At 45.9% G+C, this 16,765-nt stretch carries 15 protein-coding genes; 13 read left to right on the forward strand and 2 right to left on the reverse strand.

The window, feature by feature from the left end; translation table 11 throughout:
• Positions 1-121: 121 nt before the first annotated feature.
• From citZ to coaE, 9 genes are all read left to right on the forward strand, one after another.
• The gene (citZ, locus tag J7E26_RS09120; protein ID WP_214804018.1) at positions 122-1,240 is read left to right on the forward strand and encodes a citrate synthase; all 1,119 of its coding nucleotides are present in this window, start codon (positions 122-124) and stop codon (positions 1,238-1,240) included.
• 160 nt (positions 1,241-1,400) lie between these two features.
• Positions 1,401-2,672 (forward strand): NADP-dependent isocitrate dehydrogenase, encoded by a 1,272-nt coding sequence (gene icd / locus J7E26_RS09125; protein ID WP_061523075.1) that lies wholly within the window; start codon positions 1,401-1,403, stop codon positions 2,670-2,672.
• Positions 2,673-2,717: 45 nt separating this feature from the next.
• Positions 2,718-3,656: a malate dehydrogenase gene (gene mdh, locus J7E26_RS09130; protein WP_214804019.1), complete on the forward strand. Its 939-nt coding sequence runs from the start codon at positions 2,718-2,720 to the stop codon at positions 3,654-3,656.
• Positions 3,657-3,872: 216 nt separating this feature from the next.
• The gene (locus J7E26_RS09135) at positions 3,873-4,592 is read left to right on the forward strand and encodes a response regulator transcription factor (RefSeq protein WP_214804020.1); all 720 of its coding nucleotides are present in this window, start codon (positions 3,873-3,875) and stop codon (positions 4,590-4,592) included.
• Entirely contained in the window at positions 4,585-6,324 is a 1,740-nt protein-coding gene (gene pnpS / locus J7E26_RS09140) for a two-component system histidine kinase PnpS (protein ID WP_214804021.1), read from the forward strand. The genes J7E26_RS09135 and pnpS overlap by 8 nt, the downstream gene beginning before the upstream one ends.
• 243 nt (positions 6,325-6,567) lie before the next feature.
• Positions 6,568-9,210 (forward strand): DNA polymerase I, encoded by a 2,643-nt coding sequence (gene polA, locus J7E26_RS09145; RefSeq protein WP_214804022.1) that lies wholly within the window; start codon positions 6,568-6,570, stop codon positions 9,208-9,210.
• A 24-nt stretch (positions 9,211-9,234) separates the two neighbouring features.
• Complete coding sequence (gene mutM / locus J7E26_RS09150; protein WP_214804023.1) at positions 9,235-10,065, forward strand: DNA-formamidopyrimidine glycosylase; 831 nt, start codon at positions 9,235-9,237, stop codon at positions 10,063-10,065.
• A 135-nt stretch (positions 10,066-10,200) separates the two neighbouring features.
• Entirely contained in the window at positions 10,201-10,833 is a 633-nt protein-coding gene (gene ytaF, locus J7E26_RS09155) for a sporulation membrane protein YtaF (protein WP_214804024.1), read from the forward strand.
• Between the two features lie 16 nt (positions 10,834-10,849).
• Positions 10,850-11,443 carry a dephospho-CoA kinase gene (coaE, locus tag J7E26_RS09160; RefSeq protein WP_214813261.1) on the forward strand — a complete coding sequence of 198 codons (594 nt, stop codon included), beginning with the start codon at positions 10,850-10,852 and terminating at the stop codon, positions 11,441-11,443.
• Positions 11,444-11,482: 39 nt separating this feature from the next.
• Here coaE and J7E26_RS09165 read toward each other — a convergent pair whose 3' ends face one another.
• Together J7E26_RS09165 and J7E26_RS09170 are read right to left on the reverse strand one after the other, a co-directional pair.
• Positions 11,483-12,325, reverse strand: a complete 843-nt coding sequence (locus J7E26_RS09165; protein ID WP_214813264.1) for an aldo/keto reductase — start codon at positions 12,323-12,325, stop codon at positions 11,483-11,485.
• 55 nt (positions 12,326-12,380) lie between these two features.
• Positions 12,381-13,580, reverse strand: a complete 1,200-nt coding sequence (locus J7E26_RS09170) for an MFS transporter (protein ID WP_214804026.1) — start codon at positions 13,578-13,580, stop codon at positions 12,381-12,383.
• A 184-nt stretch (positions 13,581-13,764) separates the two neighbouring features.
• On the opposite strand from J7E26_RS09170, the gene J7E26_RS09175 reads away from it, so the two are divergent.
• The 4 genes from J7E26_RS09175 to nrdR all read left to right on the forward strand — a co-directional run bounded on the left by J7E26_RS09175 (position 13,765) and on the right by nrdR (position 16,707).
• On the forward strand, positions 13,765-14,151 hold the full coding sequence (locus tag J7E26_RS09175; RefSeq protein WP_214804027.1) for a winged helix-turn-helix transcriptional regulator: 387 nt from the start codon (positions 13,765-13,767) through the stop codon (positions 14,149-14,151).
• Positions 14,152-14,359: 208 nt separating this feature from the next.
• A complete protein-coding gene (locus tag J7E26_RS09180; protein ID WP_214804028.1) occupies positions 14,360-15,382 on the forward strand; it encodes a glyceraldehyde-3-phosphate dehydrogenase in 1,023 nt (340 codons plus the stop codon).
• A gap of 238 nt (positions 15,383-15,620) precedes the next feature.
• Positions 15,621-16,001 carry an adenosylmethionine decarboxylase gene (speD, locus tag J7E26_RS09185; protein WP_214813317.1) on the forward strand — a complete coding sequence of 127 codons (381 nt, stop codon included), beginning with the start codon at positions 15,621-15,623 and terminating at the stop codon, positions 15,999-16,001.
• A 247-nt stretch (positions 16,002-16,248) separates the two neighbouring features.
• Complete coding sequence (gene nrdR, locus J7E26_RS09190) at positions 16,249-16,707, forward strand: transcriptional regulator NrdR (RefSeq protein WP_214813266.1); 459 nt, start codon at positions 16,249-16,251, stop codon at positions 16,705-16,707.
• The last annotated feature ends 58 nt before the right edge of the window (positions 16,708-16,765 follow it).

Raw genomic sequence — 16,765 nt, forward strand, 5'->3', positions numbered from 1 at the left:
ACAGTGAAATGTAAGCATTTTCTTAAAGGGGAAAGGGAGTGTTTGCATGACTCGTTTTAAGTAAGCCGTATGTTTTATCTACTCTTTAAAGGGGAATTTTGATTGAAAAGGAGAGGTTAATATGACAGCAACACGCGGTCTTGAAGGGGTTGTAGCAACAACATCATCTGTAAGTTCTATTATCGACGATACCCTTACATATGTAGGGTACGATATTGATGACTTAACAGAGAATGCAAGTTTTGAAGAAATCATTTATTTGCTGTGGCACTTGCGGCTGCCAAATAAAACGGAACTTGCTGAACTGAAAAAACAGCTTGCAACAGAAGCTGTCGTTCCACAAGAAATCATTGAGCACTTCAAATCCTATCCCCTCAATAAAGTTCATCCAATGGCTGCGCTTCGGACAGCGATTTCTTTACTCGGTCTGACTGACAGTGAAGCCGATACCATGAATCCGGAAGCGAACTACAGAAAAGCCATCCGTCTGCAGGCGAAGGTGCCGGGTATTGTCGCCGCTTTCTCAAGAATGCGCAAGGGGCTTGAACCTGTTGAACCGAAGGAAGAGTTCGGAATCGCTGAGAATTTTCTTTACACTTTAAACGGTGAAGAGCCTTCGCCGATTGAAGTGGAAGCGTTTAACAAAGCGCTGATTCTTCACGCAGATCATGAGCTGAATGCATCAACGTTTACGGCGAGAGTATGTGTCGCCACTTTATCCGATATTTACTCAGGCATCACAGCTGCCATCGGCGCTTTAAAAGGACCGCTCCACGGCGGCGCCAATGAAGCCGTTATGAGAATGCTGACTGAGATCGGCGAAGTGGAAAACGCCGAACCGTATATCCGCAGCAAAATGGAAAAGAAAGAAAAAGTAATGGGCTTCGGGCACCGTGTGTATAAGCATGGAGACCCGCGCGCGAAACATTTAAAAGAGATGAGCAAGCGCCTGACGAATTTAACGGGTGAAAGCAAATGGTACGACATGTCCATCCGTGTCGAAGAAATCGTGACGTCGGAGAAAAAACTCCCGCCTAACGTTGATTTCTATTCTGCATCCGTTTACCACAGCCTCGGCATTGACCATGATTTGTTCACGCCGATCTTTGCGGTCAGCAGAATGTCAGGCTGGATCGCCCATATTCTTGAACAGTACGATAACAATCGGCTCATCCGTCCGCGCGCTGATTACACGGGCCCGGATAAGCAGACCTTTGTTCCGATTGATGAAAGAGCCTGATGAAACGGGAGGCTGGTGATTTTCATGTCGTTAGCCTCTTGTTAATCAAGCCTCTGATGGTTTACAATTTTGATAGAATCTTGAGAAAAATCATTTTGTTTTTTATATAAGAAAAATAAAATGTTTTCTAAATATGAACTACATACTGGGAGGTAATATTGTGTCACAAGGTGAAAAAATCACAGTCTCTAATGGAGTATTAAACGTACCAAATAACCCGATTATCCCGTTTATCGAAGGTGACGGCACAGGCCCTGATATTTGGAACGCCGCTTCAAAAGTATTGGAAGCTGCTGTTGAAAAAGCATATAAAGGCGAGAAAAAAATTACGTGGAAAGAAGTTTATGCCGGCGAAAAGGCTTATAATAAAACAGGTGAGTGGCTCCCTGCTGAGACGCTGGAAGATATCAGAGAGTACTTCATCGCAATCAAAGGCCCGCTGACAACACCGGTAGGCGGCGGTATCCGTTCTCTGAACGTTGCGCTGAGACAAGAGCTTGATTTATTTACATGCCTGCGTCCGGTCAGATATTTTACTGGGGTGCCTTCTCCGGTAAAACGTCCTGAAGATACGGATATGGTCATTTTCCGTGAAAATACGGAAGATATTTACGCGGGTATTGAATATGCGAAAGGTTCTGAGGAAGTTGAAAAGCTGATCAGCTTTTTACAAAATGAAATGGGCGTTAACAAAATCCGTTTCCCTGAAACTTCCGGGATCGGCATCAAGCCTGTTTCTGAAGAAGGAACAAGCCGCTTAGTCAGAGCTGCCATTGAGTATGCCATTGAAAACGGGCGTAAGTCTGTAACGCTTGTTCATAAAGGGAACATCATGAAGTTCACTGAAGGCGCCTTTAAAAATTGGGGCTATGAACTTGCTGAAAGAGAATACGGAGATAAAGTTTTCACTTGGGCTGAATATGACCGCATTGTTGAAAAAGACGGAAAAGACGCGGCTGATAAAGCCCAAAGCGAAGCGGAAGCAGCAGGGAAAATCATTGTGAAAGACAGCATCGCTGATATTTTCCTTCAGCAGATCTTAACCCGTCCGAGCGAATTTGATGTCGTAGCGACGATGAACTTAAACGGAGATTATATTTCTGACGCTCTTGCGGCTCAAGTAGGCGGTATCGGAATCGCCCCTGGTGCGAATATCAACTATGAAACAGGACATGCGATTTTTGAAGCGACTCACGGAACGGCTCCTAAATACGCCGGACTTGACAAAGTCAACCCGTCATCAGTTATCCTTTCAGGAGTGCTTCTTCTTGAACATTTAAACTGGAATGAGGCGGCAGATTTAATCATCAAATCAATGGAAAAAACAATTGCTTCAAAAGTAGTAACTTATGATTTTGCCAGATTAATGGACGGTGCAACTGAGGTTAAATGTTCAGAGTTCGGTGAAGAGCTTATTAAAAACATGGACTGAGCCTAAAGCAGACTTCTAATGAGGCCAAAAAAGGAGAAGAGAATTATGGGAAAAACACGCAGTAAAGTTTCTGTTATCGGAGCAGGATTTACAGGGGCGACAACAGCCTTCTTAACAGCTCAAAAAGAGCTTGCGGATGTTGTGCTCGTTGATATTCCGCAATTAGAAAACCCGACTAAAGGAAAAGCGCTTGACATGCTGGAAGCAAGCCCGGTTCAAGGATTTGATGCGAAAATTACCGGCACATCCAACTACGAGGATACAGCCGGTTCAGATATCGTCGTTATCACAGCGGGTATTGCAAGAAAACCAGGCATGAGCCGTGATGATCTGGTATCTACAAACGAAAAAATCATGAGAAGCGTAACACGTGAAATTGTAAAATACTCTCCTGACTGCATCATCGTTGTATTAACAAACCCTGTTGATGCGATGACATATGCGGTTTACAAAGAATCAGGCTTCCCGAAAGAGCGCGTCATCGGCCAATCCGGAGTGCTTGACACTGCCAGATTCAGAACGTTCGTCGCGGAAGAATTAAACCTGTCCGTGAAAGATGTGACCGGTTTCGTTCTTGGCGGACACGGTGATGACATGGTTCCGCTCGTACGCTACTCATATGCAGGCGGCATTCCGCTTGAAACGCTTATCCCGAAAGACCGTCTTGATGAGATTGTAGAGCGCACAAGAAAAGGCGGCGGGGAAATCGTCAACCTTCTCGGCAACGGAAGCGCCTACTACGCGCCTGCGGCCTCACTGACAGAAATGGTAGAAGCCATTTTAAAAGATCAGCGCCGTGTGCTGCCGACAATCGCTTATTTAGAAGGCGAATACGGCCATGAAGGAATTTACTTAGGCGTACCGACAATTGTCGGAGGCAACGGACTTGAGCAGATCATCGAGCTGGAACTGACAGACTATGAAAAAGCGCAGCTGACTAAATCAGTTGAATCTGTTAAAAACGTGATGAAAGTATTATCATAAGTAAACGGGAAGGCTTCCGAAACAGAAGCCTTCCTCTTTTTACAACTAATGAAAGCGTTTTCTTTATCTTTGGCGCCATTATTTCTCTGAAAATGATCAAAAAGGCGAATTGTCTGAAAGACCGGGATTCGTTAAAATGAAATCATGAAAGACATAAACATCACATAAAATAGAGAAAATTGGATGTCGGGGAAAATAGATAGCGGAGGGCGCAGCATGAACAAAAAAATTTTAGTTGTAGATGATGAACAATCTATCGTTACTCTTTTACAGTATAACCTGGAACGGTCCGGCTATGAGGTCATCACTGCATCAGACGGTGAAGAGGCTCTGGAACAGGCAGAGAAGGAAAAGCCGGATTTAATCGTACTTGATGTGATGCTGCCGAAATTGGATGGAATCGACGTCTGCAAACAGCTCAGACAGCAAAAAATGATGGTTCCGATCTTAATGCTGACAGCAAAAGATGAGGAGTTTGATAAAGTGCTGGGACTTGAGCTCGGGGCGGATGATTACATGACAAAACCGTTCAGCCCGCGAGAGGTCAATGCAAGGGTGAAAGCCATTTTAAGAAGAGCTGATATTTCTTCTTTGCCGCATGACAGGGACGGTGAAAAGGACGGGCAGATTGTCATCGGGGAACTGAAAATTCTCCCGGACCATTACGAAGCGTACTTTAAATCAGAGCAGCTTGAGCTCACGCCTAAAGAATTTGAACTGCTTCTGTATTTAGGAAAACATAAGGGGAGAGTGCTGACAAGAGACCTTCTGCTGAGCGCGGTCTGGAACTATGACTTCGCCGGAGACACCCGTATTGTCGATGTCCATATCAGCCATCTTCGCGACAAAATTGAAACTAATACCAAAAAACCCATTTATATTAAAACAATCAGAGGTTTGGGGTATAAACTGGAGGAGCCAAAAATGAATGAATAAAGTCCGTGTGCGTTTGTTCGCTTTACTCGTTGTCTGTATCATATTGGTTTTCAGTGTTCTCGGCCTTTTCTTGCAGCAGCTCATTTCTTCATCTGCCAAGGAAAGAACGGCGGGACAGCTTGAAAAGGAAGCCGCATACATAGCCGGACTCCTTGACGCCGGCCAAGTAAACAATAAAAGAAACGAAACGGTCATTAAAGATGCCGGCCGTACATTAGATATAGACGTGTCCATATTAAATGAAAAAGGCCGCGGTTTATATCACTCAGGCAGCCGCGCTGATGACTCGGCTATAAAGGATTTCGTGTCCCATAATAAAAATGCGGCCGCCATTCAGAACGGAAAGAAAGTATGGCATGGAAAGGCCCTTAAAAACGCCGCCGGTCAAACTTCGGGGTATGTGCTCGTTTCCTCGCCGATCGATAAAGGTTCTAATATCACAGGGGAAATGTGGGGCATGCTGGCTGCAAGCCTTTGTACTGCTTTTATTATTATCGTTTTCTTCTATACGAATATGACCTCCCGTTACAAAAGGTCAATCGACTCCGCGACAAAAGTGGCCACTGAGCTGTCTAAGGGGAACTATGACGCCCGCTCCTACGGCGGGTATGCAAGACGCTCAGACCGTCTCGGGCGCGCTATGAACAGCCTCGCTGTGGATTTGATGGAAATGACGAGAACGCAGGATATGCAGCGCGACCGCCTGCTGACCGTCATCGAAAATATCGGATCAGGTTTGATTTTAATAGACGGGAGAGGCTTTATTAATCTCGTGAACAGGTCGTATACGAAGCAGTTCCATACAAATCCTGAACGTCTGCTTCGGCGTCTTTACCATGACGCATTTGAGCATGAAGAAATCATTCGGCTGGTCGAAGACATCTTTATGACAGAAACGAAGAAGCGCCAGCTGCTCAGGCTCCCCATCAAAATTGAACGGCGCTATTTTGAGGTTGACGGCGTCCCGATTATGGGTCCTGACGATGAATGGAAAGGCATTGTTCTCGTGTTTCATGATATGACGGAAATTAAAAAATTGGAGCAGATGAGAAAGGACTTCGTCGCCAATGTCTCCCATGAGCTGAAAACCCCGATTACCTCTATTAAAGGTTTTACGGAAACGCTGTTGGACGGGGCGATGAAGGATGATAAGGCGCTTTCTGAATTTCTGTCTATTATTCTGAAAGAAAGCGAAAGGCTCCAATCGCTCGTGCAGGATTTATTGGATTTATCCAAAATGGAGCAGCAAAACTTTACGCTGCGCGTAGATTCTTTTGATGCGGCTAAAATTCTGCATGAAATCGAAGCGCTTTTGCAGCATAAGGCTGCGGAAAAAGGCATCAGCTTTCAGCTTGATCTTCCGAAAGAGCCGATCTTTGTGGCGGGGGATGCGCACAGGCTGAAGCAGGTATTCCTGAATCTGGCGAACAACGCTTTAACTTACACGCCGGAAAAAGGATCGGTTGCGATTTCTGTAAAGGTGAGAGAATCCGATGTTGATATCGAAGTCTCCGATACGGGAATCGGAATCAGGAAAGAAGAAATCCCCCGGATATTTGAAAGGTTTTACCGGGTGGATAAAGACAGAAGCCGAAACTCAGGCGGAACGGGGCTGGGCCTTGCTATCGTCAAACATTTAATAGAAGCCCATGAAGGTAAAATAGAAGTATCAAGCGAACCGGGAAAGGGCACGGTATTTACTGTGACACTGAAACGTGCGCTTGAGGCGTAACGGCTTTACAAAGAATTAACAATTTCTTCATGACCTGTTAAACCTATCTTGTTAGGATGTAACAGAACCCCTTCATCCAAGGAGCCAATTTTGACGGCGGGAACGTCTTTTCTTGTTCCCGTCCTTTTTTGCGTTTCCGGGAGGTTCGCTCATTTTCCTTTCAAATTGAACTTTGTTAAAATAAGAGAAGCGATGAGATTAAAACAAGAGGAAAAGGAGCTTTTGCTCTTAGGAGGATATTGAATGACGGAACGAAAAAAATTAGTGCTTGTCGACGGAAACAGTCTGGCGTACCGGGCATTTTTTGCATTACCGCTGTTAAGCAATGAAAAAGGCATTCATACAAATGCCGTTTACGGCTTTGCGATGATTTTAATGAAAATGCTGGAAGATGAAAAGCCGTCCCACATGCTGGTGGCTTTTGATGCGGGAAAAACCACTTTCCGCCACAGCACGTTTAAAGAATATAAAGGCGGAAGACAAAAAACGCCGCCGGAGCTTTCAGAGCAGATGCCGTTTATCCGCGAGCTTCTGGATGCTTACAATATCAGCCGATATGAACTTCCTGAATATGAAGCCGATGATATTATCGGAACGCTGGCCGTATCGGCTGAAAAAGACGGATTCGAGGTTAAGGTGTTTTCAGGAGATAAAGACTTAACCCAGCTTGCAACCGGCAAAACAACCGTTGCCATTACGAGAAAAGGCATTACTGACGTAGAAGATTACACACCGGAGCACGTCGAAGAAAAGTACGGCCTGACTCCTTCGCAAATCATTGATATGAAGGGGTTAATGGGAGATTCATCCGACAACATTCCGGGTGTGCCGGGCGTCGGAGAAAAAACGGCGATTAAGCTGTTGAAGCAGTTCCATTCCGTTGAAAAGCTGCTTGCCTCCATCGATGAAGTGAGCGGAAAAAAATTAAAAGAAAAGCTTGAGGAATTTAAGGATCAAGCATTGATGAGCAAAGAGCTGGCTACGATCATGACAAATGCGCCGATTGAAGTGAAGCTCGAAGATTTAGATTATCAGGGGTTTGACCGTGAGCAAGTCATTACCGTTTTTAAAGACCTCGGTTTTAACACGCTTCTTGAGCGGCTTGGAGAGGAAAGCGGAGAAGCGGCACAGGAGGAAGCGTTTGAGGAAGTAGACGTGAAAGAGGTCACAGAGATTACTAGTGAAATGCTCGTGTCACCGTCTGCTTTGGTCGTCGAGCAGATCGGCGACAATTATCACGAAGAACCGATTCTCGGCTTCTCCATCGTGAATGAAAAGGGTCTTTATTATATTCCGACAGACACAGCCATCCAGTCCGATGTATTTAAGTCTTGGGCTGAGGACGAGTCAATGAAAAAATGGGTGTTTGACAGCAAACGGTCCGTTGTCGCTTTGCGCTGGCAAGGAATTGAGCTGAAGGGGGCGGAATTTGACGCGCTCCTGGCGGCTTACATCATTAATCCGGGCAATTCTTACGACGATGTCGCCAGTGTTGCGAAGGAATACGGGCTGCACATCGTTTCAAGCGACGAAGCGTTTTACGGAAAGGGCGCAAAGCGTGCCGTTCCGGCTGAGAATGAGCTTGCCCTTCATCTCGCAAGAAAAGCGGCTGCCGTAAACAGCCTCCGGGAAAAGCTGCTGCACGATCTGGAAGAGAATAACCAGCTTGAATTGTATGAAGACTTGGAGCTTCCGCTTGCACTCATTCTCGGAGAAATGGAATCAATGGGCGTCAAGGTGGATGTCGAAAGGCTGAAACGAATGGGCGAAGAGCTCAAGGCGAAGCTGAAAGAATATGAAGAAAAAATTCATGAAATCGCCGGCGAGCCGTTTAACATCAACTCGCCTAAACAGCTCGGCGTCATTCTGTTTGAAAAGCTCGGCCTGCCTGTTGTGAAGAAAACAAAAACAGGCTTCTCCACTTCAGCCGATGTGCTGGAAAAGCTTGCTGACAAACATGACATTGTCGCCTATATTTTGCAGTACAGACAAATCGGCAAACTTCAATCGACTTACATTGAGGGGTTGCTGAAAGTCACACGCAAGGATTCACATAAGGTTCACACACGCTTCAATCAAGCCTTAACACAAACGGGACGCCTCAGCTCGACGGACCCGAACCTGCAAAATATTCCGATCCGGCTGGAAGAGGGGCGCAAAATCCGTCAGGCATTCGTTCCGTCTGAACCGGACTGGCTCATATTCGCTGCCGACTATTCGCAAATTGAATTGAGGGTGCTCGCGCACATTTCAAAGGATGAAAATCTGATTGAGGCGTTTACGAATGACATGGATATCCATACGAAAACCGCCATGGATGTCTTCCATGTCGCTGAGGATGAAGTAACACAAGCCATGCGGCGCCAGGCGAAAGCGGTCAATTTCGGTATCGTTTACGGCATCAGCGATTACGGGCTTTCTCAAAATCTCGGTATTACCCGGAAGGAAGCGGGCGCATTTATTGACCGCTACTTGGAGAGCTTCCAAGGCGTCAAGGCGTATATGGAAGACTCGGTCCAAGAAGCGAAGCAAAAAGGATATGTTACGACGCTTATGCAGCGCCGGCGTTATATCCCTGAGCTGACGAGCCGCAATTTCAATCTCAGAAGCTTTGCGGAAAGAACGGCGATGAATACGCCGATTCAAGGAAGCGCCGCTGATATTATCAAAAAAGCCATGATTGATATGGCAGCCAAGCTGAAGGAAAAACAGCTGAAGGCAAGATTGCTGCTTCAGGTGCATGATGAATTAATTTTTGAAGCGCCGAAGGAAGAAATTGAAATATTAGAGAAGCTTGTTCCTGAAGTGATGGAGCATGCATTATCATTAAACGTGCCGTTAAAGGTGGACTTTGCTTCAGGGCCGTCTTGGTACGACGCAAAATAAACAGAAAAAAAGGAAGTGATGATTGTGCCGGAATTGCCAGAAGTTGAAACGGTCCGGCGCACTCTGACCGGTCTTGTGAAGGGGAAAACGATTCAATCGGCGGAAGTCAGATGGCCGAATATCATCAAAAAACCCGCCGAGCCGGAGGAATTTGCGCGGCAAATTGCAGGAGAAACGATCCGATCCATCGGAAGACGGGGGAAATTTTTGCTTTTCCGCCTGGATCATTATGTTATGGTATCCCATCTGCGGATGGAGGGAAAATACGGTCTTCACAAGGCAGACGAACCGGACGATAAGCATGTGCATGTGGTGTTCACCATGACAGACGGCACACAGCTCCGCTACCGGGACGTGCGGAAATTCGGAACGATGCATTTATTTACACCGGGTGAGGAAATGAACGAGCTGCCGCTGTCACAGCTCGGCCCTGAACCGGACGATGAAGAATTCACCAGCGCCTATTTAAAAGAACGGCTTTCAAAAACGAACCGTGCGGTGAAAACCGCCCTGCTTGATCAAAAAACGGTCGTCGGTCTCGGCAACATTTATGTCGATGAAGCACTGTTCCGGGCAGGGATCCACCCTGAGACGAAAGCGAACAATTTGTCTGCAAACCAGATCAACAAGCTCCGCGCTGAAATTAAAGACACTCTTCAAGAAGCGATTGATGCGGGCGGAAGCACGGTCCGGTCCTATCTCAATTCGCAAGGGGAGATCGGAATGTTCCAGCTCAATCATTTCGTATACGGCAAGAAGGATGAGCCGTGCAAAACGTGCGGCACGATGATTTCTAAAATCGTCGTCGGCGGAAGGGGCACGCATTTCTGCGCCCGGTGCCAAAAAAAATCTTAAACTGAAAATCTGTTCAAGCGGCAGCTGAAATGACTTTTTTATAACACAGTTGCCCTCCTTTCTCCATATATATAATGTGACTCACCCAATAGGCATTTGTCACAATTGCCCACCAACAGAAAGGGAGAACCGGATATGCAGATTGTTTCTTTGCTGCTGCTGGCTTTTGCTGTCAGCTTGGACAGTTTTTCAGTTGGATTTACGTATGGATTGAGAAAAATGAAAATCCCGTTCAAAGCGATTGCCGTCATCGCATGCTGCTCGGCCTCTGTGATGTTTGTATCAATGCTGATCGGGCATTTCCTGACAAAGATTTTTCCCGTATCCGTCACAGAGAAGCTGGGCGGGCTGATTTTAGTCGGAATCGGGGCATGGGTCATCTATCAGTTTTTCAAACCGGACAAAGAACCGGATTACTTACTGCATGAAAAAACGTTACTTAATTTAGAAGTGAAATCGCTCGGGATCGTTATTCATATTTTGAGAAAGCCGACCAGCGCCGATATTGATCGATCCGGGACTATTAACGGCATCGAGGCGCTTTTGCTTGGCTTCGCCTTGTCAATTGACGCATTTGGCGCCGGGATGGGCGCCGCCATACTGGGCTTTTCTCCGATTATGATGAGCGTGACGGTTGGTGTGATGAGCTCGCTGTTTGTCTCATTCGGTATTAACGCCGGGCATTTGCTGGCGAAATGGAATTGGATTGCCAAAATGTCATTTTTGCCGGGAATCCTGCTGATTTTAATCGGGATTTGGAAATTGTAAAGAGGAGTGGGCCTTTTTGAGCTTAGTCATCGGTTTAACGGGAGGCATTGCAAGCGGTAAAAGCACGGTTGCACGCATGCTGATCGAGAGAGGAATTACAGTGATAGATGCGGATATTATCGCAAAACAAGCGGTTGAAAAAGGGATGCCGGCTTACGGGCAGATCATTGACGCATTCGGAGAAGATATTCTGCTGGAAAATGGCGAGCTTGACAGAAGAAAGCTCGGTTCTATCGTTTTTACGGACGAACAGAAGCGGCTGGCGCTGAATAAGATCGTCCATCCGGCTGTGCGCGCGGAAATGATGAAACAGCGGGATGAGGCCGTTTCTCGTCATGAATCGTTTGTCGTTTTAGACATTCCGCTTTTGTATGAAAGCAAGCTTGAATATCTTGTCGACAAAGTGATTGTCGTCACCGTAACGGCAGAGACGCAGCTCAAACGGCTGATGGAGCGAAACTCCCTTACAGAAGAAGAGGCGCTGAGCCGGATTACGTCGCAAATGCCTTTAGTGGATAAAACGAAAAGGGCAGACAACGTGATTGATAATAGCGGCAGCGTGGAGAAAACGAAACAGCAGCTTGATGATATTCTCAAAAGCTTGTCATAAAAAACCACCGTTCGAGAAACCGAACGGTGGTTTTGCCGTTTAAAAATCGAAATTGTCAGGGTCCGGGCCGACGCGCATATTTTCATTAAGCTCATTAATCCGTTTCATATCTTCAACTGACAGTTCGAAATCAAAGATATCTGCGTTTTCTTGAATACGGTGTTTTTTTGTTGATTTCGGGATCGTGATCACACTATTTTGTAAATCCCAGCGCAAAATGATTTGTGCTGTTGATTTGCCATAAGATTGAGAGATGTCCTGCAAAACCGGATCTTCAAGTAATCGGCCCTGCATTAACGGTGACCACGCTTCAAGCTGAATGCCCTGTTCAGAGCAGAAGGCGTGAAGGTCTTTCTGCGTCAAACGCGGGTGGAACTCCACTTGGTTGACCATCGGTTTGATTTCCGCATGCTTCATGAGTTCTTCAAGATGGTGAATGTGGAAATTGCTGACGCCGATCGCTTTGACACGGCCTTCTTGATAAAGGGTTTCAAGCGCTCTCCACGCATCAATGTACTTCCCTTCTACAGGCCAATGAATTAAATATAAATCTAAATAGTCTAAGCCGAGCTTTTCTAAACTTGTGTCAAAGGCCTTTAATGTTTCTTCGTATCCTAAATCGGCATTCCACACCTTTGATGTGACGAAGACATCTTCACGTTTCAAACCTGCTTCTTTCAGCCCTTGGCGGAGGCCTTCGCCGACACCTTCTTCATTTCCGTAAATGGCCGCAGTATCGACGCTGCGGTAGCCGTGCACGAGTGCGGTTTTAACCGCATTGACGAGTTCCGCACCTTCCTCTACTTGAAAGACTCCGAGGCCGAACCACGGCATTTTTGTTCCGTTATGCAATGTTGCTGCTGCTTGTAAATGTGTTGTCATTTATATATTCCTCCTATTGTATGTGATGTGAAATCAAAAAAGCTGCGTGAAAAAATCACCTCCCTTCAGGAATGCTTCTGTCCTGTTTCTCCAGCAGACGGCTCCATCCGGTCAGTATAACCGCCCCGAACACCATCAGCGCTCCGATCCATGCGGTGTGGATGAGTCCGATTGAGTCTGTGATCACGCCGCCGACAAAGGACCCGATCGCAATCCCCGCATTAAACGCGGCAATATTTAACGCGGACGCTGTATCAACGGCGCTTGGCGCAAACCGTTCACTCAGCATAACAACATACACTTGAAGACCCGGCACATTCATAAACGCTAAGAGACCCATAAAAATAATGGTGATAAGCCCTGCTGTCTTAAAAGGCGCTGTAAATGTTAAGGCGAGTAGAACGGCCGCTTGAATGATAAACATGTAAAACAATGCTTTCAGCGGATTTCGATTGGACAATCTGCCGCCGATCATGTTTCCGATCGCAATCGCGATTCCGTAAATAAGCAAAATGGCCGCGACGGTTTCTTTCTGAAAACCCGTTACTTCCTGAAGCAGCGGAGATAAATAAGTAAATACGACAAATGTTCCGCCGTAACCTAATGCTGTAATGATAAATAAAAGCAGTAATCGGCTGTTCGTGACGAGCTTCACCTGTTCGCTGAACGCAGTTTTAGTTCCTTTGCGTAAATGTGACGGAACGAGCAAAGCATTTGTGATAAAGGCGATAACGCCGACCGCGATAATGACGGCAAAAGCAGTTCTCCAGCCAAATTGCTGGCCGAGGTATGTGCCGAACGGAACGCCTGTGACCGTAGCCACGGTAAGCCCTGTAAACATAATGGAGATGGCGCTTGCTCTCTTATGTTCCGGCACGATATCCGCAGCGATCGTTGAGCCGATAGACATAAAAATCCCATGGGAGAATGCCGAAATGACGCGCGCCGCTAATAAAACGCCGATCGAAGAAGCCCCGGCTGCCAGAGAATTGCCGGCGATAAAAATAAACATCACCCAGAGCAGCAGCGTTTTCCGCGACATGCCGGATGTGAGAGAAGTCAAAACAGGCGCCCCGAATGTAACGCCGAGCGCATACATTGAAACGGTCAGCCCTGCAGTTGTTACAGGAATGTGCAAATCGTGAGAAATAAGCGGCAGCAGCCCGACGCTGATAAATTCAGTCGTGCCGATGGCAAATGCGCTTACCGCCAAAGCCAGCAGCGCGGGCAAATGGCTTTTATGGTGAGAAGACATGTATTTTCCTCCTTTAGACGATGGTGTATGATTGAAATCCTGCCGGGGAAACGATATAAGTATAAGAGTACAATCCTTTTCGGCCGGCAAATGTCATTATGATCGATAGTGCAGTGAATGAAAAGAACGTACTTTTAAGTGCTATAGGCACTTTTTAGTTCCTGCAAATGAGGAGGAAAAGCTGATGCTGAAGAAAAAATACAATATATCCGTTGAGGCGACGCTTGAAGTGATCGGCGGGAAATGGAAATGTGTGATTCTCTGCCACCTTACCCACGGCAAAAAACGGACGAGTGAACTGAAACGGCTTATGCCCGATATCACCCAAAAAATGCTGACGCAGCAATTGCGCGAATTGGAAGCAGACGGCGTCATCAACCGTATTGTATATAATCAGGTGCCCCCTAAAGTGGAGTATGAGCTGAGCGAATACGGCTGGAGCCTGGAAGGCATTTTAAATGCGCTTTGCGACTGGGGCGCGATGCATATTGCCAAACGATACGGCGAACCGTCCGCAGTCTTGCAAGACAGCATTTTAAATGAAAAATTCAAGGAACCGGGGCAAATATAAGAAAAAAGCAGGCAGCATAAGACGCTGATCCTGCTTTTTTTATCGAAGAAATACCATTTTATATGCAAAAAAACCGATTGAACAACATATTGATCGGTATAAGGGTGGATTTTTATTAAGTTGTACTGGCGGATTTCTTTTAATGTGTTATACTATATATAAATAAAAGTAAAATTAGAGTGACATATTAAAGAGGGGTGACCTGAGCATGAAGGTAAAAGTAGCAATCAACGGGTTTGGAAGAATCGGAAGAATGGTGTTCAGAAAAGCAATGGAAGATGATCAAATACAAATAGCAGCCATTAATGCAAGCTATCCCCCGGAAACGCTTGCTCATTTAATAAAGTATGACACAATTCACGGACGATACGATCAAGATGTTGAAGCAGCGGAAGACAGCCTCATTGTCAACGGGCACAAAATCATGCTGTTTAATCAAAGAGATCCGAGAGAGCTCCCGTGGAAAGAATATGCGATTGACATCGTCGTAGAAGCGACAGGGAAATTTAACTCAAAAGAAAAAGCGATGAGCCACATTGAAGCAGGCGCAAAAAAGGTCATTTTAACAGCGCCGGGTAAAAATGAAGACGTTACCATTGTAATGGGGGTCAATGAAGAGCAATTTAATCCTGAGGAACATGTGATCATTTCAAATGCTTCCTGTACAACAAACTGCCTCGCTCCAGTGGTCAAAGTGCTTGATCATGAATTCGGGATTGAAAGCGGTCTGATGACGACTGTGCATGCGTATACGAATGACCAAAAAAATATCGACAATCCGCATAAAGACCTGCGGCGTGCGAGAGCTTGCGGAGAGTCCATCATTCCGACATCAACCGGCGCTGCCAAAGCGCTGTCGCTTGTGCTGCCTCATTTGAAGGGGAAGCTTCACGGTCTTGCTTTGCGTGTTCCGGTTCCTAATGTGTCATTAGTTGATCTTGTCTGCGATCTGAAAACCGATGTGACGGCAGAACAGGTAAATGACGCTTTTCAAAGAGCGGCAAAAACATCAATGTACGGCATTCTCGATTATTCTGATGAGCCTCTCGTTTCTTCGGACTACAATACAAATTCCCATTCAGCCATTATTGACGGGCTGACAACAATGGTGATGGAAGACCGAAAAGTAAAGGTTCTCGCCTGGTATGATAATGAGTGGGGATACTCCTGCCGGGTCGTTGATCTCATCAGGCATGTCGCCGTACGAATGAAACATCCGTCCGCTGTGTAAAATAAAGGTCATGGACATTTGTTAGAAAAAAACCCTTAACGGCATATTTGCAAAAAAACGCACCTTGCAAAATAAACTTAAACACAGTATACTATCTTTCGTGAACTTCTTGCTCGTGACTGCTTCGGAATTACTTAAAGGGTTAGGACCTCTCCGGACTAACTTTCCCCCGTGGTAAATAGCCGGGTCAGTTCTCGGAAATTCACTTTTTAATTCTTGTTAAGGGGGGTCCATGATTATGGAAACAATGGGGCGTCACGTCATCTCCGAGCTGTGGGGATGCGATTTTGATAAGCTGAATGACATGGATTTTATTGAAAAAACGTTTGTAAATGCTGCTCTGAAATCAGGAGCTGAAGTGCGCGAGGTTGCATTTCACAAGTTCGCACCGCAAGGCGTAAGCGGAGTCGTTATTATTTCTGAGTCACATTTAACGATTCACAGTTTTCCTGAACACGGTTATGCAAGCGTTGATGTTTATACTTGTGGAGACTTAGATCCTAATGTCGCTGCTGACTACATTGCGGAGGCATTACATGCTGATACAAGAGAAAACATTGAAATACCGAGAGGAATGGGGCCTGTGCAGATTAAACAGGCACAAGCGAAAGTACTGTAATTTCAAAACGCAAAAACAAGGGAGCTAAGCTAAAAAAGCCGTAACGCGCTTTGAGGCTGATGCTCCTTTTCTAATGTAAAAAACAGCATCACTTTTTCTTTATGCATTTTTTTTGTAAAATAGAAAGAGATAAGGCCGGTCTATCGGCTCTCCCAACACATTAGGCTCATCCTAGAAACGTTGGCGGGCATTTACCGGAAGCTTGCGAACCGCATTACAGCAACGAAACAGATGGGAGCTGATCTATTTGAAATGTCCTTCATGCCAGCATAACGGTTCCCGCGTACTTGATTCACGGCCTGCGGACGAAGGGAAATCTATCCGCAGAAGGCGGGAATGCGAAGCCTGCCATTATCGCTTCACCACATTTGAGAAGGTCGAAGAGATGCCGCTTGTCGTCGTCAAAAAAGAAGGCGTGCGGGAAGAATTCAGCCGTGAAAAAATGCTCCGCGGGTTATTCAAAGCTTGTGAAAAAAGGCCCGTTCCTTTGAAAACACTTGAAGATATGTGCTTTGACATTGAAAAAGAATTAAGAAATCAAGGCATAGCCGAAGTCAAAAGCGAGTTCGTCGGAGAAATGGTGATGGACCGTCTGGCGGAGATTGACGAGGTGGCATATGTCCGTTTCGCATCGGTTTACCGCCAGTTTAAAGACATAAACGTGTTTATCGACGAACTGAAAGATTTAATAAAGAAAGAACGCTAAAGAGCTAAGAGAATTTTCTGGCTCTTTTCTCATGAGCAAAATTGGCATTTGTGATAGA

It is taken from the genome of Bacillus sp. ISL-51 (assembly GCF_018613535.1).
In the GTDB taxonomy this organism is placed as follows: domain Bacteria; phylum Bacillota; class Bacilli; order Bacillales; family Bacillaceae; genus Bacillus.

Bases quoted from the DNA above. Each gene is read 5' to 3' on its own strand.
- J7E26_RS09165 (WP_214813264.1), bottom strand. From the start codon at position 12,325: ATGACAACACATTTACAAGCAGCAGCAACATTGCATAACGGAACAAAA.
- polA (WP_214804022.1), top strand. From the start codon at position 6,568: ATGACGGAACGAAAAAAATTAGTGCTTGTCGACGGAAACAGTCTGGCG.
- J7E26_RS09135 (WP_214804020.1), top strand. From the start codon at position 3,873: ATGAACAAAAAAATTTTAGTTGTAGATGATGAACAATCTATCGTTACT.
- J7E26_RS09170 (WP_214804026.1), bottom strand. From the start codon at position 13,580: ATGTCTTCTCACCATAAAAGCCATTTGCCCGCGCTGCTGGCTTTGGCG.
- ytaF (WP_214804024.1), top strand. From the start codon at position 10,201: ATGCAGATTGTTTCTTTGCTGCTGCTGGCTTTTGCTGTCAGCTTGGAC.
- J7E26_RS09175 (WP_214804027.1), top strand. From the start codon at position 13,765: ATGCTGAAGAAAAAATACAATATATCCGTTGAGGCGACGCTTGAAGTG.
- J7E26_RS09180 (WP_214804028.1), top strand. From the start codon at position 14,360: ATGAAGGTAAAAGTAGCAATCAACGGGTTTGGAAGAATCGGAAGAATG.
- pnpS (WP_214804021.1), top strand. From the start codon at position 4,585: ATGAATAAAGTCCGTGTGCGTTTGTTCGCTTTACTCGTTGTCTGTATC.
- citZ (WP_214804018.1), top strand. From the start codon at position 122: ATGACAGCAACACGCGGTCTTGAAGGGGTTGTAGCAACAACATCATCT.
- mdh (WP_214804019.1), top strand. From the start codon at position 2,718: ATGGGAAAAACACGCAGTAAAGTTTCTGTTATCGGAGCAGGATTTACA.
- speD (WP_214813317.1), top strand. From the start codon at position 15,621: ATGGAAACAATGGGGCGTCACGTCATCTCCGAGCTGTGGGGATGCGAT.